Origin of the sequence: Chengkuizengella sp. SCS-71B, assembly GCF_040100845.1 — a bacterium.
Taxonomy (GTDB): domain Bacteria; phylum Bacillota; class Bacilli; order Paenibacillales; family KCTC-33759; genus Chengkuizengella.
On record NZ_JAZHSH010000001.1, the window covers coordinates 235,501 to 262,004 of the forward strand.

A 26,504-nucleotide genomic window follows, 5' to 3' on the forward strand; every position below is an offset into this window, starting at 1 on the left:
CCTAGCAGGATAAAGAATACCAATGAAAATATCAAAGTCATTTTGATGCCCAAATTGCTAATATTACCCCACCTTAAACTGATAACCTACACCCCGCTTTGTTAATATCCATTTCGCATATTCTCCTAATTTCACTCTTAGTGTTTTAACATGCGTATCTACTGTACGTGGATCGCCGTAATAGTCGTAACCCCAAACAATATCAAGAATTCTGTTTCTGTCAAGAACAAGTTCATTATTCTTTATAAAATACTCGAGAAGCTCATATTCCATTTTGGTTAAATTAATAAAGGTTTCCAAAATTTTCACTTCACGTTTTGAAAAGTCCATTTTAAAATTTCCGACTTCAAAAAGTGTTTGTTTTGCTGTTCTTTTACGTCTGAGTGCTGTATTAACACGAGCAATTAAAATATCAAATCGAAACGGTTTTGTTATGTAGTCATCCGCACCAAAATTCAAACCTTTAATTTCATCATAAGACTCATCCAGAGCAGTCAAAAACAGGATAGGTACATCCGTCAGCTTTTTAATCTTCTCTATTGCTTCAAACCCCGTCATCTTAGGCATTCTGACATCAAGTAAAATCAAGTCCAGATTTGGATTGACCATTACTTTATCAATGCAATCCAATCCGTCCATGCCTTCTAAAACTTCATAACCTTCTGCTCTCAAGTAGTCTCCAATCACTTTTCGAATGTGATATTCATCATCAACAACAAGGATTTTCATACTTTAGCCTCCATGAAAAACTTATTCTCCTTTGTGAGCATTATAAAACCAAGCAATGTCTGCAAATTTCAAATATCTTTTCTATATGTGCTTCTAAATTTAAATGTTTCATCATCCATTGTAAAATGAAAATAAACACGTGTCCAACCTGGATTCATGGTAATTAATTCCCATACATAGTGCATTAGTGAACTTCTCAATCTCATCAGAATGAATTTTCAGAAGTTTGATACCATAAGGTTCAACTTTATATTGAGCTATCTCTCCTACAGGTACTTTTTCCCAAGGCAATCACTTCACAGTCTCTTCACATAACATCCCTAATATTTGTTTAATGAATCAACTATTAAATGTAAACGATTGATTATATACGCTGATTAAATGGATTCTGGAAAAGGGATTTATTTTCTGGAGGTGGAACTTATGCCAATACCCACACAGAGCAAGAATATACAGGGAAAGTTACTACTCTTGTAAAAAAACACGTCGACAATATGTAAGTTATAAATTACTACAAGGATCATACCCTGTATATAACAACAGTCTATCAGGAGGTACAATGATTATGTAAATGACGCAGATTTTAACGTATTATTAGGAAAAACAATCACAGTAATCGGATATGGAAGTTAAGGACATGCAAGCTCAAATCTTATGCATTGGATTAAAAAATAAGGTCTAATTTACTATAGCCCAGGAGGTTTTATGAATGAGAAAAAATAAATTATATATCATGTTGATGATAGTATGTTTCTTGTTAGCGAATGTTTCCATACCCCAAACACATGCTGAATTAAACACACTGAATTATGTAGCCTTAGGTGATTCAATAGCAGCGGGTTATACACCTGAAGGAGAAATTGACGAAGGTTACTCAGATTTTATTGAGGAATATTTAGATGAAAATGCACCATTGATTACGTATACAAAACAATTTGCAATTCCAGGACTTACAACTTCCGATTTAAATGGTCTAATTCAAAATAATTTATCAACAGAACAGTTCCTATCTCTATTTGGGGGAGGATTTCCTTCACCACTAGTTGGAGAAATAACAGAAAACATTAGTATTGAAAATTTAACAGTACAAGACGCAATTATAGATGCAGACGTCATTACTTTAACTATCGGAGCGAATGATATATTATCAGAAATACCCTACGATGCAGTAACAGGTACTATTGAGATGTCTGGTATTGACATTGATCAAATAACGAGAAAGATGGGGGAAGTAGAAGAAAATTTATCTAGTGTGTTGGAGCAAATCTTTGCACTAAATGGTGAAGTTCAAGTTTATGTTTCTGGGTATTTCTTCCCTTATCCACATTTAATTGATCAGATGCCACAAGCACAATTAGATATTTTGCTGGACACATTGGATTCATTAAATTCAATAATTATAGATGCAACAAATGACCATAATGACGCTTTCTATGTTTCTTTAGAGAGTGTATTTCCAAATGATCCAACTGAGTATTTACCAAATGAACAAATTCATCCTACAATTGAAGGTTATGAATTAATTGCTGATCGATTTATGGAAGTGATGGAGGAGCAAGCTAGCGGATTACCAGAACTACCAGAACCAGAAGAAACACCACTTACATTGAATTATGTAGCTTTAGGTGATTCAATAGCAGCGGGTTTCACACCAACTAGAACCATTGACAAAGGATACACAGATTTTATAGAGGAATATTTAGATGAAAATGAACCATTGATTACGTATACAAAACAATTTGCAATTCCAGGACTTACAACTTCCGATTTAAATGGTCTAATTGAAAATGATTTATCAACAGAACAGTTCCTATCTCTATTTGGGGGAGGATTTCCTGTACCACTAGTTGAAGAAATAACAGAAAACATTAGTATTGAAAATTTAACAGTACAAGACGCAATTATAGATGCAGACGTCATTACTTTAACTATCGGAGCGAATGATATATTATCAGAAATACCCTACGACACAAACAACAATATTGTTAACATGTCTGAAATGAATATTGATCAATTAATGACCAATATGGAAAAGGCAAAAGAAAATTTATCTGGTGTGTTGGAACAAATCTTTGAATTAAATGATGAAGTTCAAGTTTATGTTTCTGGGTATTTCTTCCCTTACCCACATTTATCTGATCAGTCACAAGTACAACCTTTGATGGAAACATTGAATACATTTAATACAAAAATTAAAACAGCAGCAGAAGACAATAACGCATTCTATGTTTCTTTAGAGGGTGTATTTTCAAATGGTCTATATTTATTACCAGGCGAAATCCATCCTACAGAAGTAGGTTATCAATTAATTGCTGAGCGGTTTATTGACGTGATGGAACAACAAGCTGAGGATTCACAGGAAAAGAATGAACCAGAAGAAACAACGGAAAGTAGAAATACATCTTCTACTAATTTAAATCGTGGCAATGAAACAGATAATGAAACTGAAGTATCTGATCCTGAAGTAGTTGAACCTGAACTTGATCCTGAAACTACAGAAAAAACAACACAACAAAAATTTGAAACATTAAAAACTATAGGCATCTTTAACGGTTATGAGGATGGTATGCCTCATTTAGAAGATGTGATGACAAGAGAACAAGCAGCTAAAATTATTACATTATTATTAGGGTTGAATATAGAAGATGCAGATTCATTAGATGAGTCTCAATATAGTGACGTTGAACAAGAACGATGGTCCTACAAATATATAGCAGCAGCAACTAAAGCAGGAATTATGAATGGCGTAGGAGATAATAAATTTGATTCTACTGGAAATGTCACTATGGAACAGTTTATTAAGATAATGGTAGAAGGATATGCATTTGTGAGTGGAATAGAAATAGCTGAAAATGAAAACTTAGAACTCGAAAATGTAAGTGGCTGGGCAAAGAAATATGTAGTCGCAGCGATTCAATTGGGACTGATGGAGGAACAAGCCGATTATACTTTGCCAGCATCCCGTGCATTACTAGTTGAAGGGGCATACACTATATATCAATCCCTGTATGAGGAGTAACCCCCAACGTGTTTCTGAGGGAAAAAAGAAAAATGTATATTGTGAGGGAATAAAGCGAGGTGTTATTCAAATGAAAACACGTGAATTCCTAGTTGAGGCGGCGCACAATGTATCAGCAAAGAACGGAACAGCTACTAGAGCAAACGATTGAGCGATGGGAAGAGCAGTCTTTAATTGAGCAGGGTTAAATGAAGAAGTGATCTTAAACCGTTAAGCAGGAGATTATGAATTATTGCTAACGGTTTTTTCATAAAGCTTCTAAACAAATAAATTTTTTCTATTATTCATACATATGGATTATCGTTGTATATATCAATTCAAACAAATATGATTGCTTAAATAGTAAATAAAAGGGATTATTTTGTAGTATATGTTAGATACACCCTTCTTATTTTATGACGTATAGTGAAGAAATATGTAGCCACAGCGATCAAATGGGAGCTTATAAAAGATCGAGAGAATTATAGGTTGTACTCAATACATGAATTCTTAGTTGAAGCTTCATACACAATCTATCAAATCCTCTATAAAAGTGTTCCTTTTTAGAAAATAAACTATTGACAAGAATGTAAGTAATAAGGTACATTCATATAAATGATTGTTGTTTATAAAAAAAGTCTAGCAGGAGGAATTATTCAATGGCAGTTACAATGTATTATGAAAATGACGCAGATTTAAACGTATTATCAGGAAAAACAATCGCAGTAATCGGATATGGAAGTCAAGGGCATGCACAGGCTCAAAATCTTAGAGATAGTGGTATTAAAGTAATCATCGGTTTACGTATAGGGCGTTCTTGGGATCAAGCAACTAATGATGGCTTTGAAGTATATACAGTGGATGAAGCAACGAAAAATGCAGATATTATTCAAATTTTAATGCCTGATCAAACACAAGCTGCAGTATATAGAGAATTGATCGCTCCATACTTGAAAAAAGGGGCAGCCGTCATGTTTTCACACGGTTTCAACATTAACTTTGGTCAAATCGTACCTCCTTCAGATGTGGACGTATTTATGATTGCACCAAAATCACCAGGACATTTAGTTCGTCGTACTTATGTAGAAGGATTTGGTGTACCATCATTAATTGCAGTTGAACAAGATGCAACGGGTCAAGCGAAAGAACTTGGGTTAGCTTACGCAAAAGGGATTGGGAGTACACGTGCAGGAGTCATTGAAACAACAATCCGTGAAGAAACGGAAACAGATTTATTCGGTGAACAAGCGGTATTATGCGGAGGTGTAAGCGCACTTGTAAAAGCTGGTTTTGAAACGTTAACTGAAGCAGGATACCAACCAGAAATTGCATACTTTGAATGTTTACACGAATTAAAATTGATTGTTGATTTAATGTACGAAGGTGGATTAGAGCGCATGCGTTATTCTATTAGTGATACAGCTGAGTATGGAGACTATGTATCAGGTCCTCGTATTGTGACAGAAGAGACGAAAAAAGAAATGAAAAAAATATTGGAAGAAATTCAACAAGGAAAATTTGCTCGTGAATTTATATTAGAAAATCAATCAAATCGTGCTTTCTTTACAGCTACACGTCGACAGGAGTCTGAACACCCAATTGAAGAAGTAGGTTCAAAATTGCGTGAAATGATGCATTGGATTAACAAATAAAAAGTACCTTCTAAATACATGAGAAATATTACGAACACTAGGGGATACCTCCAACCAACTTAAATTTTATTTCAAAGCTCCGTTAAATGCTGGATTGAATCCACAAGAAATAATTGGAGTTATCATTCATTGTAATGTTGGTTTCGGTTGAGATCGATTTCGAGTGGATTCAATCTAAATGGCAGAGTGAAAAGTGGGTGTGACTAAACATGATTGATATCAATAGCCGTTTTTTAGCAGAGATGGATTATAACTGGTTTTGGAAATTAAAGCGATTAAAGAAAGCAGAACAGAGAGGGATTACACATGTTGTATCTACACATCACTTTAATATAGATCACCAGTTAAGTAAAAAAGAAAATATCTTAGAAGTAATCTCAGAATTAAATGGAAGTGTGCAAAGAGAAGGTATGAATATCAAAATATTAGCAGGTCATCAAGTTTTAATATATGAAGATGTAGTTGAAGATTATAAAAAAAATCTAGTTCTATCTCTTAATAATGAACATCAATATATTTTTATTTCATTTCCTCTAACTCACATTCCTCCTTATACACGACGAGTGATATATGAGCTTCAAATGCTAGGTTTAAAACCCATTATTGTTTTACCAGAACGTAATCCAGTCATTTTAGAAAATCCAAATATATTATATCAACTTGTATGGAATGGATCTTTTACTCAAATAGGAGCATCGAGTATAACAGGGAAATTTGGCAAAAACATACAAAAACTTGCACTTCAATTTATTGCTCAGCAATTAACTCACTTTGTAGCGACAGATGAAGATGAATTTGATGATTTAATCCAATCTTATCAGAAGATTCAGCAAGAGTTTGGTGCAAGTACAAGATATAAAATGTTAGAAAATGCAAATAAATTAGCGAATAACAGGTTGTTTATTTCAGAAGAGCCAGTAAAACTTACAAGACAAAAATGGTGGAACATAATATAAGTTTTCAAACACATATACAAAACAATTTGCAATTCGCACAAATTTTGATAGATACATTGAATAATCCAACTTATCCATCCTTAAAAGAGTCTAGTGAAAAATAATGAACTAAGCTCTTTATTGTTGGCTTTTTTAGGTTATAATGAATATGAAGGAAAAATATTAGGAGCGATCAAATGAGCAGTACAAAAGAAAAGATTATTCAAGCAAGTCTTGATCTATTTGCAGATTATGGGCATAAAGTGACAACAGTAAAGATGATTGCTGAAAAACTAGACTTGAATGAACTAACCATATATCGTCATTTTGGATCTAAAGAAAAAATTATTGAAGAAGTTATACATATGATTCCAAGATTTGAGCCTCGTATTGTTGAATTTTTCTTAAATCAAGTTGTTTATGATTTAGAGACAGATCTGCGCAGTTTTGCAAAATTAATAATAGATACAAGTCAAGATAACTATATCTTTTTGAAGTTATTAATTAATAATTTAGATTTAAAAGAAAGAAACTATATGAATAAAAGTGATAGAGACAGGGTCAAGGAAGCATTTCATCATTACTTTAAGCAAATGGAAACGATGGGGAAAGTAATATCTTTAGATATGGTTTCTTTAAGCTTACTGCTTTATTCCACAGTGGAAGGAGCATTTCTTCTTATTGATAAATTCGGCGATTCCGAAGTTCAAGACATAAATTGGGAATTGTATATTGAATCATGGGTCAAGTTATTCGTAAAAGGTTTAGAGGTCAGATAACTCTACCCTTTCATATTAATAGATGATCATAGCAATATTTTAGGAGTGATGAAATGAGTAATACGAAAGAGAAAATACTCAAAGCAAGCCTTGAACTATTTGCAAAACATGGCTATAAAGTCACAACGGTAAAAATGATTGCCGATAAAATAGATATGAACGAGTTAACCATATATCGTCATTTTGGCTCAAAAGATAAAATTCTTAAGAACATACTTATTTTTTTTCCAAAACCAGAACCTCTTATCATTCATTATTTAAAAAACGAAGTTGTTTTTGATTTAGAGACAGATCTATACAACCTTGCAAAAATAATTTTGAAATTTAATGAAGATAATTATATGTATAAGAAGTTTTTAATCAATGTAGAGTTAGATAAAAGCACTTTTCCTATAGAGGAAAGAAATAGAGTTAGAGAAGAGCTTTATCTTTATTTTGACAATATGAAAAATATGGGAAAAATAGATGATGTAGATATCCAATCAAATATAATAATATTTTTTTCAACTTTGGAAGGAGCCATACTTCTTATTGAAAAGTTAGGGGAAGTCAAATTTCATGAGGTAAACTGGGATGAATATATTAATACGATGGTTAAAGTTCTTGTAAGAGGTTTAAAAGCCTGATGAAAAAAGATAAAAAAGCGTGATGAAACTTCACTCTATCCTTATTCCACTCCTAATACAAATCTTAGTGAAATCAACATACTTAAACTGATAAGTACAAACCAATACTTTGGTCTGCACCTATCACCTCAGTATGTTTTTTCTGTTTTGTGAGAATTTTGTGAGAGACTTCATTTAATATTTAATTATATTAAATAAGTATAGTTGAGGAGAGGGAAAATATGAAACAGAGGATATCTATGTTGATGAAATATTCAACTCAATGGAATGGTGGGGATGTAAAGAAATTTGATGGACCCGATGGCATTGCGATAGACAGCCAAGATAATGTGTATGTGGTTGATTATTGGCATAACCGTTTACAGGTCTTCGATAGTAACGGTGCGTATTTGAGATCTTGGAAAGGTGGGGATATAGGGGGATTTGATGGTCCCAGTGGCGTTGCAATAGACAGTCAAGACAATGTGTATATTACTGAATTTTTTGGTAACCGCGTACAAAAATTTACTAGTGATGGTGAATATGTGACATCTTGGTTTGGTTCGGTTTCTATAAGGGGAGGATTCGGAGATTTTAGGGAACCCAGTGGTATTGCGATAGACAATCAAGATAATGTGTATGTTGCAGATAGTGGAAATAACTGCGTACAAAAATTTACTAGTAATGGTAAATTTTTAACGTCTTGGTCTGGTTCAAATGCAATAAAGGGGGAACCTGGCGAATTTAAGGCTCCCAATGGTATCGTTACAGACAGTGAAGACAATGTGTATGTGGCTGAATTTTCTGGTAATCGAGTGCAAGTATTCAATAGTAATGGTGAGTATGTGACATCTTGGTCTGGTTCGGATTCTACAAAGGGGGAACCTGGGAGATTTGATGGTTCCAATGGTATTGTTGTAGATAGTCAAAGTAGGGTGTATGTGACTGAATTCTCTAGTAACCGCGTCCAAGTATTTAATAGAGATGGTGAATATGTGACATCTTGGTCTGGTTCAGACTCTACAAAGGGGGAGCCTGGAGTTTTTGGTAGACCAATTGGTATCGCTATCGACAGTTATGACAATGTATATGTGACTGAGTATCTTGGTGATCGAGTTCAGAAGTTTAGAAAAGTTTAAACTTAATGAGAACAATTGTACATCATGGTTATCTAAAGTGATGTTAGTCATTATATTATAGATTCAAGAAGAGCCTGATGTTGTGAGGTAGAACATGAAAACGAAACTAGTGGCAGTACTGTTATTAATATTCATATCATTAACGATCTTCGGAATAATGGCTCTGTTTGTATCCCAAAATAAGCAAAACACTCCTATTGCAAAAAATGGAATATTGGATTTATCAAAATGGGATTTTAAAAAAGCAGGGAAAGTAGCCCTTGATGGAGAGTGGGAGTTTTATCCTAATCAATTATTAGAGCCAATTGATTTCATTGATAGTCGGCAAGATGAGCTTACCCCCTATATTGTTCCTGTTCCAGAGAAGATTTCTTGGACAAAGTATGATCTTGGTGATCAATCTATGGAGGTGTTTGGAAAAGGGACCTTTCGTTTAAAAATCAAAATAAAGGAAGAAGATCAGATTTTTGGGATCAGAGTCTGTGGTATATCTAGATCAAACAAATTATTTGTGAATGGGAAGCTATTAGGTTCTAGTGGGAATCCTAATGATTACATAACTAGTATTAAACCTTACGTCGCGTATTTCATGGTTAATAGTGGCGTCAATGAAATTGTGTTGCAGGTGGCAAATTCCAATTTTACTGGAGGTGGTATCTATGTCTCTCAATATTTTGGTACGCAACAGCAAATCTCTCAATTTCGGGATACTTTGGTTATGAATCATTGGATTAGTATTAGTATTTTTCTTATTATGGGACTTTACTTTCTTGGAATGTATTCTCAAAGGAAAAAGGATCTCTTTTTACTATATTTCTCTCTTTATTGCTTATCGACAGGGGTATTTAGTGCTACTCATGGTGAAGGAGCAGGGTATATGGTCTTTCCTAACATTCCAGACTGGTTAATCATTAGGCTAGAGAGTGTATCTCTTATCACTTCAAATCTATTCTTAATATTATATATTTATACAGCTTTTAAAGTAGTGTCTTCAAAAAAGATAATTTGGTTTGCAGTTACAATAGGTTTGAGCATTGTGTTATATGAAATATTTATTGAATATGTTCCAAGTTGGATGAAAATTGTTGCCTATGTATATATGTTTTTTTCAATGTTATATGTAATGTATATTATGATCTTGGCCTTTTTAAAAAAAATGGAAGGCAGTGTATTTTTAATTTTTGGGACAATTGTAATGAGTGTGCATTTTATTAAGAATTCTTTTATATATGTTTTAGGGATTGAAAGTTTTAGGAGTTCCTTTCCATTTGAACCTTTCGTCTTAATTTTAATGTTCGCATTATTAATGTCTTTTCGTTTTTCCAATGCTTTCAACAAAATTGAACAATTATCCGAAGAATTGATGAAAGTGGATCAGGTGAAGGACGAATTTTTAGCGAAAACGTCGCATGAATTAAAAACACCGCTGCACGGCATTATGAATGTCTCAAACTTTTTACTTGATGAAGGGAAGGATAAGGTTCCAAAGGCGTATAGTGAGAACCTTTCACTCATTCATGATACTTCAATTAAACTTTCTAATCTAGTGAACGATTTAATTGATGTTACACGTTTGAAAAATGGAGAATTCAGATTGCAATCCACTACGGTAGATATGAAAGTTTCTACTCAAATCGTATGTGATGTACTCGCCTTTGAGGTTCAAGGGAAACCGATACAATTGATGAATAACATAACGGAGTCCGTCTTCATCGTCGCGGATGAAAACAGACTTCGACAAATTTTATATAATTTGATTCAAAATGCCATTAAACACACGGAGAATGGGACCATCATGGTTTCATGCCAACGAGTAGATGACATGGTGCAAGTGTATGTCGAGGATACCGGTGTTGGAATACCAGAAGATAAAAGGGAAGAGGTTTTTGGTTATTTTGAACAGTTGGATAAACTGTCACCCCAGGATGGCTATCAAAGCATGGGATTAGGGTTATATATTAGCAGACAGCTGATTGAGAAAATGAACGGTGAAATATGGGTCGATTGGTCGGAGGTTGGAAAAGGAACGAGAGTGGCTTTTACGTTGCCAAAAGCGGAGTATTCAGAACAACAAGCTAGTCAGTTACTCGTCCAATCCCATATTCCTTCGACTGCAGTTTCATTGCCACAGCATGATTTTGACAGGGTACAAGCATATGATCAAACGATTCTCATTGTAGATGATGAACCAACGAACATTCAAGTGTTGCTCCATTTATTATCCAAGCAGGGGTATAACGTCATCACTGCTTTTTCTGGTAAAGAAGCACTGAGAAAGATGAAACAATATCAAAACATTGATCTTGCTATATTGGATGTGATGATGCCTGTTATGTCTGGGATAGAGCTGTGCCGGAAGATTCGAGAAACGCATTCCTTACTCGAACTGCCTGTCTTATTTGCAACGGTGAAGGATCGACCGAAAGATATTGAATTAGGTTTTCAAGCAGGAGCGAATGACTATATTACCAAACCGTTTGATGGCAATACGATTTTAGCTAGAATTCAAACTTTGCTTTCGATGAAAAGTTCAATGGAAGATGCGTTTCATAATGAAATGGCTTTTTTACAGGCACAGATTAAACCGCACTTTTTATATAATGCGATGAGTAATATCATATCCTTTTGTTACACAGATGGGCAAAAGGCAGCCCACTTGTTAAATCATTTAAGTCAATATTTACGAATGATTTATAGTATGAATCATAAAACGATATTTATCCCTCTTCACAAAGAAGTGGACTTAATTAAAGCCTATGTCGAAATTGAGAAAGCTAGGTTTGATCGTTTTGATTTCAGTTATTACATCGATGAAGGTCTAGAAGATAATATTGTTCCATCCCTTTCCATCCAGCCTTTTGTAGAAAATGCGATCCGTCATGGTCTCTTTGAAAAAGAAGGAGAGGGTCAGGTGACCCTAATCATTCTTGAAAAAGATGAAAGCATTGAAGTGGTGGTAGAAGATAATGGTGTAGGAATGCGAGAAGACATTCTTAAACAGTTTGAACAAGGTGAAATACACAACGCTGGGATCGGGATGACGAATATAAAGAAACGATTAGAATCGATTTCTGGATCTGCGATTGAAGTAAGTTCAGAAATAGGTGAAGGAACGAAAGTCACAATACTGTTCTCTAAAGTGATGTAAGTCGTTATTTTGGACAGCCTCACGTTGATCAATAACATATTTTTATGAATATAAAACTATGATTATCCTTTAACTATATACTTTTCCATTTCAATTATTATTCGTTAATGGTTTAATGTTGCTAAGATATTTTGTTACTTTATACCATTCACTGTGTAATGAAGCTAAAAAACTATAGTATATAAGAACAATTGAATTCTATTAATTATTGAATAGTAAAATTAGAGGTAGTATATGAAAACTAGACTAGTGGCAGTACTGTTATTAATATTAATATCATTAACAACCTATGGAACGATGGCTGTATTTGTATCCCAAAATAAGCAAAACACTCCAATTGCAAAAAATGGGGTATTGGATGTATCAAATTGGGATTTTAAAGAGAAAGGGAAAGTTCCCCTTGATGGAGAGTGGGAGTTTTATCCTGATCAATTATTAGAGCCTGCTGATTTCGATGATAGTGAGCAAGGTAAGTTAATACCTTATATTGTTTCTGTTCCTGAGGTATCTTGGACTAGGTATGATCTTGGAGATCAAACGATGGATGCCTTCGGAAAAGCAACTTACAGGTTAAAAGTTAAAATAGAGGAAGATCAGATTTTTGGAATTCTAATAGGTGGTATTTTTAGATCACATAAATTATTTGTAAATGGAGAGGTATTAGGTTCTAGTGGTGATCCAGATGATTACTTGTCTAGTATTGAACCTTACGTCGTGTATTTCACGATAAATAATGGCATCAATGAAATTGTGTTGCAGGTGGCTAATAATAATTTCCCTGTTGGTGGTATTTTTGTTTCTCAAATTTTTGGTACGCAACAGCAAATCTCACAATATCAGGATACGTTGGTGATAAACGATTGGACTGCCATTAGTATTTTCTCTATTATGGGGTTTTACTTCCTTGGCATGTATTCTCAAAGAAGGAAGGATCACTTTTTATTGTTCTTTTCACTTTATTGTTTAACGACAGTGGGATTTATTGCTTCACATGGTAAAGGAGCAGGCTTTATGGTCTTTCCTAACATTCCAGATTGGATTGTACTTAGGTTTCAGTTTGGATCTCTCATAGCTTCGAGTCTATGTTTAATATTATATATTTATACAGTTTTTAAAACGGAATCATCGAAAAAGTTGATGATGTTTCTAGTAACATTAGGTTTGATCATTTTTCAATATACAATATTATTTACTGAAAATATTCCAATTTGGATGATGAATGGAGTCTATTTATATATGTTTTTTTCAATGGCATACGTTGTGTATGTCATGATTTTGGCCTTTTTAAAGGGAATGGAAGGTAGTATCTATTTGATTGTAGGGGTAATTGCAATGAGTGTGCATTTTATTAAGAATTCTTTTGTATATGTTTTAGGGATACAGAGCTTTAAATCTTCCTTTCCTTTTGAACCCTTTATTTTACTGTTAATGTTAGCATTATTAATGTCCTTACGTTTTTCAAATGCGTTCAAAAGAAATGAACAATTATCAGAAGAATTGCTGAAAGTAGACCAAGTGAAAGATGAGTTTTTAGCGAAAACGTCGCATGAATTAAAAACACCGCTGCATGGCATTATGAATATCTCATCCTTTTTACTTGATGAATCGGAGGAAAGGGGTTCAAAGAAATATCATGAAAATCTTTCCCTCATTCATGATACTTCCATTAAACTTTCCAATCTAGTGAACGATTTAATCGATGTTACACGTTTGAAAAATGGAGAATTCAGGTTACAACCTACATCGGTAGATATGAAAGTGTCTGCACAAATCGTATGTGATGTACTCACCTTTGAGGTTCAAGGGAAACCGATACAATTGATGAATAACATAACGGAGAGCGTCTTCGTTGTCGCGGATGAAAACAGACTTCGACAAATTTTATATAATTTGATTCAAAATGCCATCAAACACACGGAGAATGGGACCATCATGGTTTCATGCCAACGAGTAGATGACATGGTGCAAGTGTATGTCGAGGATACCGGTGTTGGAATACCAGAAGATAAAAGGGAAGAGGTTTTTGGTTATTTTGAACAGTTGGATAAACTGTCACCCCAGGATGGCTATCAAAGCATGGGATTAGGGTTATATATTAGCAGACAGCTGATTGAGAAAATGAACGGTGAAATATGGGTCGATTGGTCGGAGGTTGGAAAAGGAACGAGAGTGGCTTTTACCTTGCCAATAGAGGAGTATTCAGAACAACAAGTTAGCGAGGAACTAATTTTAAAATCAGACATGCCTTCAACTGCTGCCGTATTGTCACAACATGATTTTGACAGGGTACAAGCGTATGATCAAACGATTCTCATTGTAGATGATGAACCAACGAACATTCAAGTGTTGCTCCATTTATTATCCAAGCAGGGGTTTAACGTCATCACTGCTTTTTCTGGGAAGGAAGCACTAAGAAAGATGGAACAATATCAAAATATTGATCTTGCTATATTGGATGTGATGATGCCTGTTATGTCTGGGATAGAGTTGTGTCGAACGATTCGAGAAACGCATTCCTTACTCGAACTGCCTGTCTTATTTGCAACGGTGAAGGATCAACCGGAAGATATTGAACTGGGGTTTAAAGCAGGGGCGAATGACTATATTACCAAACCGTTTGATGGCAATACGATTTTAGCTAGAATTCAAACTTTGCTTTCGATGAAAAGTTCAATGGAAGATGCGTTTCATAATGAAATGGCTTTTTTACAGGCGCAGATTAAACCGCACTTTTTATATAATGCGATGAGTAATATCATTTCCTTTTGTTACACAGATGGGCAAAAGGCAGCTCACTTATTAAATCATTTAAGTCAATATTTACGAATGATTTATAGTGCGAATCATAAAACGATATTTGTCCCTCTTCACAAAGAGGTGGACTTAATTAAAGCCTATGTCGAAATTGAGAAAGCTAGGTTCGATCGTTTTGATTTTAGTTATCACATTGATGAAGGTCTAGAAGATAATATTGTTCCGTCCCTTTCCATCCAGCCTTTTGTAGAAAATGCGATCCGTCATGGACTTTTTGAAAAAGAAGGAGAGGGTCAGGTGACCTTAATCATTCTTGAAAAAGATGAAAGTATTGAAGTGGTAGTAGAAGATAATGGTGTGGGGATGTCGGAAGACATTCTTAAACAGTTTGAGCAAGGTGAAGTACACAACGCTGGAATCGGGATGACGAATATAAAGAAACGATTAGAATCGATCTCTGGATCTATGATTGATGTAAGTTCAAGATTAGGCAAAGGTTCAAAGGTAACAATGCGTTTACCTAAAGCAATGTAAGGTCAAATGATCTAAGGAGGGATATTTTTGCTAAAAGTGATGATTGTAGAAGATGAGCAACCGATTTTAAATTTAATGAAGATGGTCATTGAAAAAAACAATAAATTGTCCATTGTAGGATGTTTTACAAATCCTCTTCAAGCATTATCTAAGGTACCATTTTTAAAACCAGACGTTGTTTTTCTAGATATTGAGATGCCAAAAATGACGGGTTTAGAATTAGCTGAAAAAGTACTAGAAGTAGATGAAGATATTCAGATTGTTTTTACAACAGCATATGAGCGGTATGCATTAGAGGCTTTTAAAGTCTCTGCAGTTGATTATATTCTAAAACCTGTAACACCAGAGGAGATTGAAAGAGTAACAACCCGCTTAATGAAAATCCATAACAATTTGAGTGAAAAAAAAGATGATTCATCTCAAAATCAGGAAAAATACATTTTATGCTTAGGGACACTTGAAATGAGAGATGAGGATAACTCAGTCATTAAATGGCCTACAAGAAAAACAGAGGAGCTGTTTGCTTATTTTCTAATGCATCCTAATCAAGTCATTAGTAAGTGGAGATTAACCGAATTGTTGTGGGGGGACATGGAAGATCATCGTGCGATCCACAATTTGCATACAACGATTTACCGTTTAAAAAAAACCTTGAAAGAACATAGTAAATGGATCACTCTAAATAAGCTGAATGAAGGATATATGTTAGATATGTCAACTATTAAAAGTGATGTAGATGAATTCAAAGCATACTTTCACAATCATTCAGTTGTATCTGAAGATAATTTTGTTGAAAGTAAGCGAATTTTCAAACTATATAAAGGTTCTTTATTTGGAATGAAGGATTATATTTGGAAAATAGGATTAGAAGAAAACTTAGTAGAACAGTATAGTATTTTAACTCAGCTTATTGCAGATTTTTATTACAGTAAAGGTCAGTTAGATGCTGTAGAGAAGATATTAAAAGCATTTTTATTATTATATCCCCTTCACGAACAAATAAATCTAATGTTATTAAAGCTGTATTCATCGAATGATAATCAATTGAACACTCTAAAAAATTATTATAAATCTTATGTGGGATTATTACAGAAGGAGCTGGGAGTAACTCCACCATTAGAAACTCAGCAGTTCATACGACAATTTATGTGAATGTCATATGAATTTATCAGAAAAATTTATTGACAAATTACTCTTAATACATTACATTCATTTAAGTAGCTAATATGTATGATAGTATTTACATAATTATTTTCTGGGATGGAAAATTGTTTTTGCGATATAAGTTAGATAAATCTTGTATATCAGAAATAGTGTTTTTTTGCTACTAACATAGAAAGATGCTACATACTTATTATTGTGAATTATATTTTGAGGTTGTTCTATCTTGGAAGTATTCAGAATTTTATTTAGAGGGGAGATATTGAAAGCATTAAATTTTTTTTTGAATTTATTGTAAGTGTGATGCATCTTGCAGTAATAAAATTTTTTATTTAAGTATAGAAGATTAACAAAGAAAAGAAGAATAAGATCATTGTGGAGGGGTTAATTTTGAAAATAAATAAAATACTAGTGTTATGTCTAATTGGAATGATAAGTATATTTTTTGTAGCATGTTCTAATGGGGAGCATGCGGGAGAAGCGGTTCAAACTACGACGGAAACAAATAACGAAGGGAATGAAGAAACTTCTGAACAACCAGAAGAAACTTCTAAAGAAGTCGAGGAAGCTGTAAATCTTGAGATCACTCAATCAACTGGCGAAGCATGGGAAGATTCAATCGGAACGATATGGGTGAATTCTGCCGCAGTTTTTGAAAATAAGGGAAATGTTCCAGTAAAAATAAATGAAGCGCAAATGAATTTTAAAGATCAAGAAGGTGGTATTTTAGGTACAGCACAGATGATTTATGCTACACCAGAAGTAGTCCTTCCAGGGGAAACCGCGTATATTGTTGAAAGTACAATTTTGGAAGGAATTGAGTCTGCTGAAGCTTTTAAAGAAACTAGCTTTAATTTTGGTTTTGACGAAACTGACGAAAGTCCCAATCTTCTTGAAGTTTCAGGTGTAAAAGGAATTATAGGAGATGAATATACTCGTTACTTGGTTACTGGTTTGGTGAAAAATACAACAGAAGAAAAACAGGAAAACATTGAAATTGCCGCAGGTTTATTTGCAGAAGATGGTTCATTAATCGGTGTATTAGTAGGTACTATTGATGTGGGTGTTAATCCAGGTGGAGAAGCTGGTTTTGAATTAAGTTATCCAGAATTGCCAGCAGGAATTGATTTTGAAACAGTATCTACTATTGATGTGAAAGCCTATGGTTGGGACTGGTAAACAAGACTTTCAAACCAAGAGATAGATAATCTCAAACGTTCAGGATCAGAATGAATTACGCTTTAGAAGATAGTTTCCATCATATATATATATTGGGTACCGAAATCTTCTTATTATGGAGGTTTCGGTTTTTTAATTTAATAAGAAATGTCTTAGTGACATAATAATGAAATAAAGTTTATGTGTCTTTACCAAGTTAATAAAAAGGGGGGATATCTAAAAGTGAATAAAAAAATGTAATTTTTCTTCATTGGGTTTATAAAACATGCCTCATGGTCAAAGGTGATTATTCTTATCACAGCATGAAGAAAGATGAACTTGATTAATTCATCTTTTTTATTTTTTCAAGAACTTTATCAGTACTCCAAACCGCATTTGCTATCATTTTAAAATTAACCAAAGCAGCTTTATAACCATCTAATCCATCTATACTAGCCCCCGCTGTAGCATCGAAAACGATAACCACCTCAAATCCGTTTTCAATAAGTTCGCGCATATGTGATTCAACACACAGGTTGGCTGACATTCCTGCTAATATGACTTTTGATATACCATGTTTTCTTAATTGTAAAACTAAATCATTCGACTCAGGTCCATAAATTTTATGGGGACTTATTATGATAGACTTTTCATTGTCTATGTACGGTTTATATTGATCTAGGAAATCTGCACCTGAACCATTAAATCCTTCTATTTTCAAAGGATCTTTTAGTAAATACATATTTGTATCATGCATTAATTTTTCTACTGGTCCCCCAAAGATCCAGTTTTGATCGTAAGGAAAATAATAGTGTGGGGAGATAAAAGTTTTGATGTTATTTTTATTTGCAATTTTTAGAAGCTTTTCAAGATTTTCAATGGTGTCATTTTCTTTTACACTTTCTTTGACTAATTCCCAAGCAACACCCTCAGAACTTAGAAAGTCATTTTGTGGATCTGTAATTACGACTGCAGTATTATGAAGATCGATCTCCATCTGTGTTTTTGGTAAAGCACTTTCTTCTGCAAATGTGGGTACAACAACAATACTCAAAAAGAGTAATAAGCAAAAGAATAGTATAATAGGTTTTATTACATTTTCCATATAAGATTCCCTCCTATATACATAGAGTTTATTAATTAAGAAGAAAGTATACATTTTTCTTAATTTTTTTGTCCGAATCATCAAATATCTAATTTTCATAAAATATAATAAAATTTAGTAGAATTTCTATTAATTAAAAGGAAAGTGATCTACCTTTATAGAAATAGGTTAATTATTCCAACTAGATTTAGCGAACAACAAAGCTCATATTTTAGGAGGGATTGCAATGATAAAGAATAGTATGATTTTGATGTTATGTTTAGTATTAATAGGTTTATTTTTTGGAACAGATCAATTAGCACAAGCAGTAGGAGAAGGTCCTAATTATAATGGAAATGAAACAATCAAAAATGAACGTCTTCACTCTTATAATGAAATGGTAAATTTCCTTGAAAAAGTGGAGAAAAGGTCTGATGAGATGATCCTTGAAGTATACGGACAATCCATAAAAGGAAGGGATTTATATTTAGCTAAGTTTGGAGAGGATGAAGATAATCCAACAGTTCTATTCTTGACACAACAGCATGGAAATGAAGCACTTTCAACAGAATCGGCACTTGAAATCATTAAATATTTAACAAATAACAGTAAGGGAGTAAAAGAAATTCTAGAGAATGTAAACGTTTTAATTGCCCCACGCTTAAATGTGGATGGTGCAGAAGGAGATGTGAATTTTTCATTAGAGGATTACGTATCAGGAACACATACACGTTATAACGCAGATGGATTTGACTTAAATAGAGATCATGTAAATCGAAATCAACCTGAGACCAAAGCGCTTCATGAAAATGTGATTCAAAAGTATGGACCAGACTATATGATTGATTTCCATCATCAAGGTACACAAACAACACTAGGGGGTACAGATGAATACGTTTCTGGCTCCATTTTATATCCTACGAATGAAGGAGTAGATCCTGATGTGAGAGAACGTTCCAAGCAATTAGGAGCCATTGTGTATAATGCGGTTGATACAAATGGGTATGGTTTATTATCTAAGTATCGTGGTGGAACTGCACCAACGATCAGCCGGAATGGTCTTGCTCTGGAATATGGGATTGCGACACTACTATTTGAAATGAGAGGGATGGCAGATCACTATTATAAACCATATGTTTTAGGTCAAAAAAGTAATGGCTATTTGATTCAACAAGGTGTGACGGCAATGAAGGCGGTACTTGAATCATTTGTAGAAGGTTCCATTGAAACAGTGGATACTTCTTTTTGGGATACGCTTCCTTTGAGTGGTTCTAAAGGGGAAGAGCATGAAGATGAGCATCAATGATTAATTTTTACTTTAGTATGATCTGTTAAATGATGTTGGAAAAGACAGTAAGTACTGTATAGTGTTTAACATCATTATATATTTTAATTTTAGATATGAAATAGAAGAATAAATAAAAACTTTAAGTAATAATATTTGATTCAAAAATGTATGAAAACTAACTAAGAGGCTGGGACAAAACCCAATTAAAATGAATAAATCGCATGAAATCAATTTAATAATCCTTGATTTCATGCGATTTTATTTATGCGTTTTATGCAAAAATCAGTTAGTTTTCAACTTATGTCCCAGCCTGTTTTTAGTAAAAAAAACTAAAATAACATGAAAATAACTCTAATAAAATATTAAAAGAAAATTAAAAGAAAATTAAAAGAAAATTAAATTTTTCATAAGATTTATTACATATTTAAGTATGTCAACCCTATATTTCTTCCAATAGTTTCATATTTTATATGATTTTAGTTTGAAATCGCTTGCATTAGAAAACAATTTAATAGCTTGCTAACCCTTGATATATTAACGTTTGCTATGAATAGATAGATTATAATATATATGACTATTTTCATTGGTGGAAGATTCCTCCTCTAGTATCCTGAAAAACGTATGTTATAGTAAATGTGCAAGAGAAAAAACAAACCAAAACCAGGAGGAATTTATCATCATGAAAAAAGGAATGTTTCTATCTATTGCAGCTGCTACAGCACTATTTGTTTCTTCTTTAGGAATTAATTCTGCAGATGCTAGTCAGATCCAAGGTAAAACTTATAAGGAGGATTATTATCAGTTTAATCAAAGTGATATCAATGAAATGATAGAGCGTTTACTGATTAAAGTAGGTAGTCAGTATAAAATAGATGTCACTAAATTGATAGAAAAGTGCGGTGAGATTGTAAAACCGAAACCAGAGCAGCAGAAACCAGAGCAACCGAAACCAGAGCAACCGAAACCAGAGCAACCGAAACCAGAGCAACCAAAACCAGAGCAACCGAAACAAGAGCAACCAAAACCAGCACCATCAAAACCAGCTCCATCAAAACCAACACCACCGCCTAACAATGGAAATGAACCTGGTAAAGAAGAACCTTCTAAGTTAAGTGCGTATGAACAACAAGTAGTAGATTTAACAAATGCAGAACGTGCTAAACATAATTTGCCTGCATTGAAAGTAGATGAGAAGTTAAGTGAGGTTGCACGTATTAAGTCTGCTGACATGCAATCTAATGGATACTTTGATCATACAAGCCCAACTTATGGTTCACCATTTGATATGATGAGAAGCTTTGGAGTATCTTACAGATCTGCTGGAGAAAACATTGCTTATGGTCAAAGAACACCACAAGAAGTAGTAACTGCTTGGATGAATAGTAGCGGTCACCGTAAAAATATTTTGAGCTCTAGCTACACTCATATCGGTGTTGGCTATGTAGAACAAGGTAATTATTGGACTCAAATGTTTATTGGAAAATAAATAGTAATTATAAATATTAATTGCATGATCACGGCATGGGCCTGATTTTTCGAAAGATAGAAATCGGACTCATGATGTGAATTTCAGGTCACCGAAAGGTGACCTTTTAACTTTTCCATATAATAAATATAATTTCCCATTCGGTGTTTTATATTCTTAAATTTCAAATTTTCTAAGTATATTTGTGTAAAATGTTAGCCGTGTTCAATTACTGAACAGATTAAAGGGCTGTATGAACAGCCCTTTAAGGAATTAAATAAAAACTTTTGTTGAGAGGATTTAAATTTGATTCTAAATACTATTTAGGACAAATTTAATGCATTTATTTTTAATTTAGAGTCGGATTGAATGCTATCGCGGTTCATATTAGTATTCATATCAGTAGCTAACCACTTAGCTACTTCTTCAATATCTTTTGAAAATGCTCTGTCTTGAACTATTGATGGAGTTATTTTTCTGCCTTCTTCTAATATTGAACGTGTACTTTTGGACATTTTTTCTACTCCTCTTAATTCACAAGCTTGCATAGCACAAATAGCTTCAATAGCAATGACCTTCCTTACATTTTGAATGATTTGGTATGCATGTCTTGAGCCTATGGTTCCCATACTAACATGATCCTCTTGATTTGCTGAAGATGGAATAGAATCCACACTGGCTGGATGTGCAAGCGTTTTGTTCTCAGATACAAGAGAAGCTGCACAATATTGCATAATCATCGCCCCAGATTGCAGACCAGGTTCAGGGCTTAAAAATGGAGGCAAATCATTTAATTGTGGATTGACAAGACGTTCAATTCTTCGTTCTGAGATGTTTGCAATTTCAGCTATAGCAATCCCTAAAAAGTCCATGGCAAATGCAATCGGTTGACCGTGAAAATTACCGCCTGAAAGAACCTTTTCCCCATCGTCAAAAATAAGTGGATTATCGGTTACTGCATTCATTTCGATCTCAAGTTTTTCTTTTACATAGTTTAAGGTTTGCCATGTTGCACCATGTACCTGTGGGATGCAGCGAAGTGAATAAGCATCTTGTACACGTATCTCACCTTGTCTAGTAACTAGTTGACTACCTTCAAGGTATTTTCTAATGCGTTTTGCCACTTCAACTTGTTCTTTATAACCACGAGCTAAATGTATATCTTCATCCATGGCATCAATGACACCCTGTAATGCTTCAAAGGTTAATGAAGCTATTTGATCAGCTTGTAAAGCTAAATCCTCAGCTTCTATATAGGCAAGTATACCCATGGCAGTCATCGCTTGTGTACCGTTTATAAGTGCTAAACCTTCTTTTGCTGACAACGTTATGGGCATTATATTTTCATGGTTTAATGCACTCAAGGCTTCCATTTGTTTTCCTTTATAAAAAACTTCACCTTCTCCAACTAATACTAAAGCAAGGTGTGAAAGTGGTGCTAGGTCGCCGCTTGCACCCAATGAACCCTGTTGTGGAATGACAGGATGAATCTGTGAATTCACAAGTTGTATTAATCTCTCAATGACAACTGGACGAACACCAGAAAATCCTTTCAGTAAGGCATTTGCCCGCAATAAGGTCATCATTCGACTGACTTGTTCTGGGAAAGGTTCACCTACACCACATGCGTGAGAACGAATTAAATTTAGCTGTAGTTTTTCAACGTCTTCCTTTTGTATGAGGACATCACTAAATTTTCCAAATCCGGTTGTAATTCCATATATAACTCTTTCTTCTTTCACGATTTTTTCTACTGCTTTGCGACTTTCTTTTACTTTTTCCATGCTTTTATCTGAAGCCATTACTTTTTCATTTGTATATAAAACTTTTTTCATTTCTTCAATTGTTAATGAATTTCCTGTTAATGTAATCATAATGCTTTCCTCCTCACATATTTTAGGTGTAATAGTGGTTTTATTTCACTTTACTCAAGTAAAGTGAAATAAAAAAAGGACTATATCATGAAATCAAGCTGATTTCAAAAATATAGCCCCCTAATTACTCTATTTTCTATGGGCAAACGATTGTATTTTTTTTTAACTTAAGAATTTATAAAATTTCAAATTCTAAGTTTCAACAAAAACTACCTTTAAAGAAAACTCGATGATTGGCAAGTCTAGACGAAGGCAGAATCTGCCCTTATACTATCTACATTTTAATTATTTAATTTATGATAGTGTAAAGAAGTATTCGGCTACCTCCTCGAGAGACTCCGATAGGAGTTTTTGTTCTATGCTTCACTTTTTGGGGTGCTTACTAGATGTGATTAATTCCTAGCCCCATTGTTTCATGCTCAAGTCCTTTAATCGGAGCACCTATAGTACCATATAATGCTACAGCAATCCATTCTCCCTCTTGTTGTTTCTCATAAGGATTTCCTCTCACGATGGAAAAACGTAAACCTACAGTTCTAAGCACAGACCCGATTGATAATTGACCTCGAGTAATTCCATGTAAAGCTTCAATAATAGCATGGTATAAAGCATGTGTTTCTCGATAAATATCACCATCAATCATCCCATTGTTTTTCGCGGCGGTTTCAATAGCTGCAACAATTTTTTGGGAATCCATTGTCCCTACTTTTCCTGTACAGCTTTTCCAAGAATCAGGTATATTGCACTCATCTTCTAAAAGTAGTAGAAGCATGGCATGTTTACCAATTAGATGGTCTGATTGCAAAGACATTTCTATCTCAACTTTCAATTTATTAATTTTTTCTAATGACTATTAACTACTATCATTGTATGAGTTTGATTATGATGGTGTCAAATTTATTTTTATGATTGATGTGTTTATCTCTTTATAAGTAGTATTTACTAATTATGTTGTTATTATAATGGATCAAGTGGCTTTCATTTTTTATGATATTTACTTAACAAAAATGAAAGTATCACATGTACAGCAACTCGACTAGTCATATCGCGAAAATCCAAGGTAGGGTCAATCTCTACGATATCCATGCCTTGAACAAGTTCTTCTTCACCAAGCAAACGAATGGCTTCTAGTAAAGTATGACTATCCATTCCACCAGGTCCAATTGCTGGACAACCTGGAGCATAACTTTGATCCAATACATCTATATCGACAGAAATGTATATGACATCCACTTTGTTTTTTAATTGCCTGATACTGTCTTGGATAATTGATTGAATGGTCTGATTTAGTACATCTCGCATAGTATAAACTGTAATTCCTTGTTCCTTTGCATAATCACGATACACCTGACTATTAGAGAAATTGCGAATTCCAATTTGGACTAGATGATCCCCCTTGATTACCCCTGATTCAATTAAACTTCGAAATGGAGTTCCATTGGATGGTCCACCATCATCAAGGTTTCTTAAATCATGATGTGCATCAAATTGAATAATGCCCACTTTTCCTTTAGTTTGTGCAAAGCCTTCAATACTAGGGTAACTAACGGAATGATCTCCACCAAGTAAAATAGGTATCATTTGTGGATTAGCTGTGCATAACTCTTCCATTGTTTTTTTAATTCTATTCTGAGATTGGATAAGATCGGTCACATGCATATAAATATCCCCACAGTCCACAATGGGGTTGTTTAAATCTATATTTTCATCAATTGCGTAGGTTGTGTAAGACTGTAACAAATTGCGAATCACGTTAGGGGTGAAGGATGCACCTGAATGACTAATTGAAGGTTTAGAAAGAGGAGCACCAATGAGCGCTGCCCCTTCAATTTGTTTACCATCCCAATTTTCTAATAAATCCGCTGCTTTTTTAATATCACGATCTATAAATTTAGCGCTACCTGTTTTTTTTAAATATTGAAATTGTTCAGTCACACGAATTCCTTCTTTCGTATACCATTTTTCCATTTTTGAATACACGCTGGACATGGTTTACACCGTAATGATATGGAACATAATGATAATTTGTTGCGTCCCAAAGCACGATATCTGCTTGACGTCCAACTACAAGTTTTCCAGCTTTGTTTCCTCTGTTAATCGCATAAGCGGCGTTTGTTGTCACTGCATTCCATATTTCTTCTGGTGTCATTTTTAGCTTTAACATGGCAAGGTTCATGATGAATTGAATGTTTTCAGTTGGAGAACTACCTGGGTTGAAATCAGTTGAAATTGTCACAGATCCTCCTTGATCAATCATATCTCTTGCACGTGCAAATTGTTCTTTTCCTAAATAGAACGTTGTACCCGGAAGCAATACAGCAATCGTGTTTGATGCAGCTAATTTTTCAATTCCATAATCAGAGGCACCAACTAGATGTTCAGCAGAGATGGCATCTACTTCTGCTGCCATTTCCGTACCTCCAAGCGGATCTATTTCATCAGCATGGATTTTGACTTGAAAGCCTGATTCTTTCGCTTTTAGTAAAAACTGTTTCGATTGTTCTACTGTAAACACGCCTGTTTCACAAAAAATATCAACAAATTCAGCTAATTGCTGTTCTTTAAGTAGTGGTAATAAATCCAGCATTTCTTGTAAAAATGCATCTGAATTTTGTTTGTATTCCTCTGGAATCGCATGTGCACCTAAAAAGGTTGGAACAAGATCCATAACGTGTTGTTTGTGAAGTTCTTGGATTACTTTTAATTGTTTTAGCTCTGTTTCTTTATTTAACCCGTAACCACTTTTTGCTTCTAATGTTGTAATCCCGTATGATAATAATCGATCTAAGTGAAAGAGTCCTTTATCTATAAGGGATTCCTCAGAGGTTTTACGGGTTTCTCTAACGGTAGATAAAATACCTCCGCCTTGTTTTAATATATCTAGATAGGAAACTCCTTGTTGTTTTAAAGAAATTTCATGTTCACGTGAACCGCCAAATACAAGATGAGTATGTGGATCTACTAAACCAGGAGTAACCAGTTTACCTTCGCAATTGATCACTTCTGTAGCTAAGATGGATTTAGCTTCATCACTAGTACCGATAAAGGAGATTTCTCCATCTGTAATGGCTATAGCCCCATTTTCAATGAGAGGTAGTTTACTCATTTCTTCCCCTCTTTTTGCTCTATTCAATCCATCATCCATCGTTAATAATTGTCCAATATTAGTAAGCAATAAATCAGCATTGTTGATCATTGGTT

Annotated in this window: 19 protein-coding genes; 13 read left to right on the forward strand and 6 right to left on the reverse strand. The window is 34.1% G+C overall.

What is annotated here, in order from left to right; all coding sequences use genetic code 11:
* Nucleotides 1-63: 63 nt before the first annotated feature.
* On the reverse strand, nucleotides 64-729 hold the full coding sequence (locus VQL36_RS01160; RefSeq protein ID WP_349247550.1) for a response regulator transcription factor: 666 nt from the start codon (nucleotides 727-729) through the stop codon (nucleotides 64-66).
* A gap of 709 nt (nucleotides 730-1,438) precedes the next feature.
* Between VQL36_RS01160 and VQL36_RS01165 the strand changes: the two genes are divergently transcribed.
* The 11 genes from VQL36_RS01165 (at nucleotide 1,439) to VQL36_RS01215 (ending at nucleotide 17,613) form a co-directional block, all read left to right on the forward strand.
* A complete protein-coding gene (locus VQL36_RS01165) occupies nucleotides 1,439-3,748 on the forward strand; it encodes a GDSL-type esterase/lipase family protein (protein WP_349247551.1) in 2,310 nt (769 codons plus the stop codon).
* A complete protein-coding gene (locus tag VQL36_RS01170) occupies nucleotides 3,738-3,899 on the forward strand; it encodes a hypothetical protein (RefSeq protein WP_349247552.1) in 162 nt (53 codons plus the stop codon). The genes VQL36_RS01165 and VQL36_RS01170 overlap by 11 nt, the downstream gene beginning before the upstream one ends.
* A 487-nt stretch (nucleotides 3,900-4,386) precedes the next feature.
* Entirely contained in the window at nucleotides 4,387-5,379 is a 993-nt protein-coding gene (ilvC, locus tag VQL36_RS01175) for a ketol-acid reductoisomerase (protein ID WP_349247553.1), read from the forward strand.
* Between the two features lie 209 nt (nucleotides 5,380-5,588).
* The gene (locus tag VQL36_RS01180; RefSeq protein ID WP_349247554.1) at nucleotides 5,589-6,335 is read left to right on the forward strand and encodes a tyrosine-protein phosphatase; all 747 of its coding nucleotides are present in this window, start codon (nucleotides 5,589-5,591) and stop codon (nucleotides 6,333-6,335) included.
* 176 nt (nucleotides 6,336-6,511) lie between these two features.
* Nucleotides 6,512-7,093 carry a TetR/AcrR family transcriptional regulator gene (locus VQL36_RS01185; RefSeq protein WP_349247555.1) on the forward strand — a complete coding sequence of 194 codons (582 nt, stop codon included), beginning with the start codon at nucleotides 6,512-6,514 and terminating at the stop codon, nucleotides 7,091-7,093.
* Nucleotides 7,094-7,146: 53 nt separating this feature from the next.
* Nucleotides 7,147-7,719 (forward strand): TetR/AcrR family transcriptional regulator, encoded by a 573-nt coding sequence (locus VQL36_RS01190; RefSeq protein ID WP_349247556.1) that lies wholly within the window; start codon nucleotides 7,147-7,149, stop codon nucleotides 7,717-7,719.
* A 221-nt stretch (nucleotides 7,720-7,940) separates the two neighbouring features.
* Nucleotides 7,941-8,837: a hypothetical protein gene (locus VQL36_RS01195; RefSeq protein ID WP_349247557.1), complete on the forward strand. Its 897-nt coding sequence runs from the start codon at nucleotides 7,941-7,943 to the stop codon at nucleotides 8,835-8,837.
* 94 nt (nucleotides 8,838-8,931) lie between these two features.
* Nucleotides 8,932-11,985 (forward strand): ATP-binding protein, encoded by a 3,054-nt coding sequence (locus tag VQL36_RS01200; RefSeq protein ID WP_349247558.1) that lies wholly within the window; start codon nucleotides 8,932-8,934, stop codon nucleotides 11,983-11,985.
* Between the two features lie 234 nt (nucleotides 11,986-12,219).
* Entirely contained in the window at nucleotides 12,220-15,273 is a 3,054-nt protein-coding gene (locus VQL36_RS01205) for an ATP-binding protein (protein WP_349247559.1), read from the forward strand.
* A gap of 36 nt (nucleotides 15,274-15,309) precedes the next feature.
* Nucleotides 15,310-16,425, forward strand: coding sequence for a response regulator (locus tag VQL36_RS01210; protein WP_349251093.1), 1,116 nt, complete (start codon nucleotides 15,310-15,312; stop codon nucleotides 16,423-16,425).
* A gap of 399 nt (nucleotides 16,426-16,824) precedes the next feature.
* Nucleotides 16,825-17,613, forward strand: a complete 789-nt coding sequence (locus VQL36_RS01215; protein WP_349247560.1) for an FxLYD domain-containing protein — start codon at nucleotides 16,825-16,827, stop codon at nucleotides 17,611-17,613.
* Nucleotides 17,614-17,935: 322 nt separating this feature from the next.
* On the opposite strand, the gene VQL36_RS01220 is transcribed toward VQL36_RS01215, so the two are convergent.
* Nucleotides 17,936-18,697, reverse strand: a complete 762-nt coding sequence (locus VQL36_RS01220; protein ID WP_349247561.1) for a cysteine hydrolase — start codon at nucleotides 18,695-18,697, stop codon at nucleotides 17,936-17,938.
* 226 nt (nucleotides 18,698-18,923) lie between these two features.
* Between VQL36_RS01220 and VQL36_RS01225 the strand changes: the two genes are divergently transcribed.
* Together VQL36_RS01225 and VQL36_RS01230 are read left to right on the forward strand one after the other, a co-directional pair.
* On the forward strand, nucleotides 18,924-19,982 hold the full coding sequence (locus VQL36_RS01225; RefSeq protein WP_349247562.1) for a M14 family zinc carboxypeptidase: 1,059 nt from the start codon (nucleotides 18,924-18,926) through the stop codon (nucleotides 19,980-19,982).
* A 661-nt stretch (nucleotides 19,983-20,643) separates the two neighbouring features.
* Nucleotides 20,644-21,450 (forward strand): CAP domain-containing protein, encoded by an 807-nt coding sequence (locus VQL36_RS01230; protein WP_349247563.1) that lies wholly within the window; start codon nucleotides 20,644-20,646, stop codon nucleotides 21,448-21,450.
* Between the two features lie 302 nt (nucleotides 21,451-21,752).
* On the opposite strand, the gene hutH is transcribed toward VQL36_RS01230, so the two are convergent.
* From hutH to hutI, 4 genes are all read right to left on the reverse strand, one after another.
* A complete protein-coding gene (gene hutH, locus VQL36_RS01235; RefSeq protein ID WP_349247564.1) occupies nucleotides 21,753-23,303 on the reverse strand; it encodes a histidine ammonia-lyase in 1,551 nt (516 codons plus the stop codon).
* Between the two features lie 382 nt (nucleotides 23,304-23,685).
* Complete coding sequence (gene hutP / locus VQL36_RS01240) at nucleotides 23,686-24,114, reverse strand: hut operon transcriptional regulator HutP (protein WP_349247565.1); 429 nt, start codon at nucleotides 24,112-24,114, stop codon at nucleotides 23,686-23,688.
* Between the two features lie 167 nt (nucleotides 24,115-24,281).
* Complete coding sequence (gene hutG / locus VQL36_RS01245; protein ID WP_349247566.1) at nucleotides 24,282-25,271, reverse strand: formimidoylglutamase; 990 nt, start codon at nucleotides 25,269-25,271, stop codon at nucleotides 24,282-24,284.
* Complete coding sequence (gene hutI, locus VQL36_RS01250; RefSeq protein WP_349247567.1) at nucleotides 25,231-26,499, reverse strand: imidazolonepropionase; 1,269 nt, start codon at nucleotides 26,497-26,499, stop codon at nucleotides 25,231-25,233. The genes hutG and hutI overlap by 41 nt, the downstream gene beginning before the upstream one ends.
* Nucleotides 26,500-26,504 lie beyond the last annotated feature (5 nt).

Bases quoted from the DNA above. Each gene is read 5' to 3' on its own strand.
- VQL36_RS01200 (WP_349247558.1), top strand. From the start codon at position 8,932: ATGAAAACGAAACTAGTGGCAGTACTGTTATTAATATTCATATCATTA.
- VQL36_RS01220 (WP_349247561.1), bottom strand. From the start codon at position 18,697: ATGGAAAATGTAATAAAACCTATTATACTATTCTTTTGCTTATTACTC.
- hutI (WP_349247567.1), bottom strand. From the start codon at position 26,499: ATGATCAACAATGCTGATTTATTGCTTACTAATATTGGACAATTATTA.
- VQL36_RS01170 (WP_349247552.1), top strand. From the start codon at position 3,738: ATGAGGAGTAACCCCCAACGTGTTTCTGAGGGAAAAAAGAAAAATGTA.
- VQL36_RS01185 (WP_349247555.1), top strand. From the start codon at position 6,512: ATGAGCAGTACAAAAGAAAAGATTATTCAAGCAAGTCTTGATCTATTT.
- hutG (WP_349247566.1), bottom strand. From the start codon at position 25,271: ATGGAAAAATGGTATACGAAAGAAGGAATTCGTGTGACTGAACAATTT.
- VQL36_RS01180 (WP_349247554.1), top strand. From the start codon at position 5,589: ATGATTGATATCAATAGCCGTTTTTTAGCAGAGATGGATTATAACTGG.
- VQL36_RS01160 (WP_349247550.1), bottom strand. From the start codon at position 729: ATGAAAATCCTTGTTGTTGATGATGAATATCACATTCGAAAAGTGATT.
- VQL36_RS01165 (WP_349247551.1), top strand. From the start codon at position 1,439: ATGAGAAAAAATAAATTATATATCATGTTGATGATAGTATGTTTCTTG.
- VQL36_RS01225 (WP_349247562.1), top strand. From the start codon at position 18,924: ATGATAAAGAATAGTATGATTTTGATGTTATGTTTAGTATTAATAGGT.
- VQL36_RS01190 (WP_349247556.1), top strand. From the start codon at position 7,147: ATGAGTAATACGAAAGAGAAAATACTCAAAGCAAGCCTTGAACTATTT.
- VQL36_RS01230 (WP_349247563.1), top strand. From the start codon at position 20,644: ATGAAAAAAGGAATGTTTCTATCTATTGCAGCTGCTACAGCACTATTT.
- hutP (WP_349247565.1), bottom strand. From the start codon at position 24,114: ATGTCTTTGCAATCAGACCATCTAATTGGTAAACATGCCATGCTTCTA.
- hutH (WP_349247564.1), bottom strand. From the start codon at position 23,303: ATGATTACATTAACAGGAAATTCATTAACAATTGAAGAAATGAAAAAA.
- VQL36_RS01195 (WP_349247557.1), top strand. From the start codon at position 7,941: ATGAAACAGAGGATATCTATGTTGATGAAATATTCAACTCAATGGAAT.
- ilvC (WP_349247553.1), top strand. From the start codon at position 4,387: ATGGCAGTTACAATGTATTATGAAAATGACGCAGATTTAAACGTATTA.
- VQL36_RS01205 (WP_349247559.1), top strand. From the start codon at position 12,220: ATGAAAACTAGACTAGTGGCAGTACTGTTATTAATATTAATATCATTA.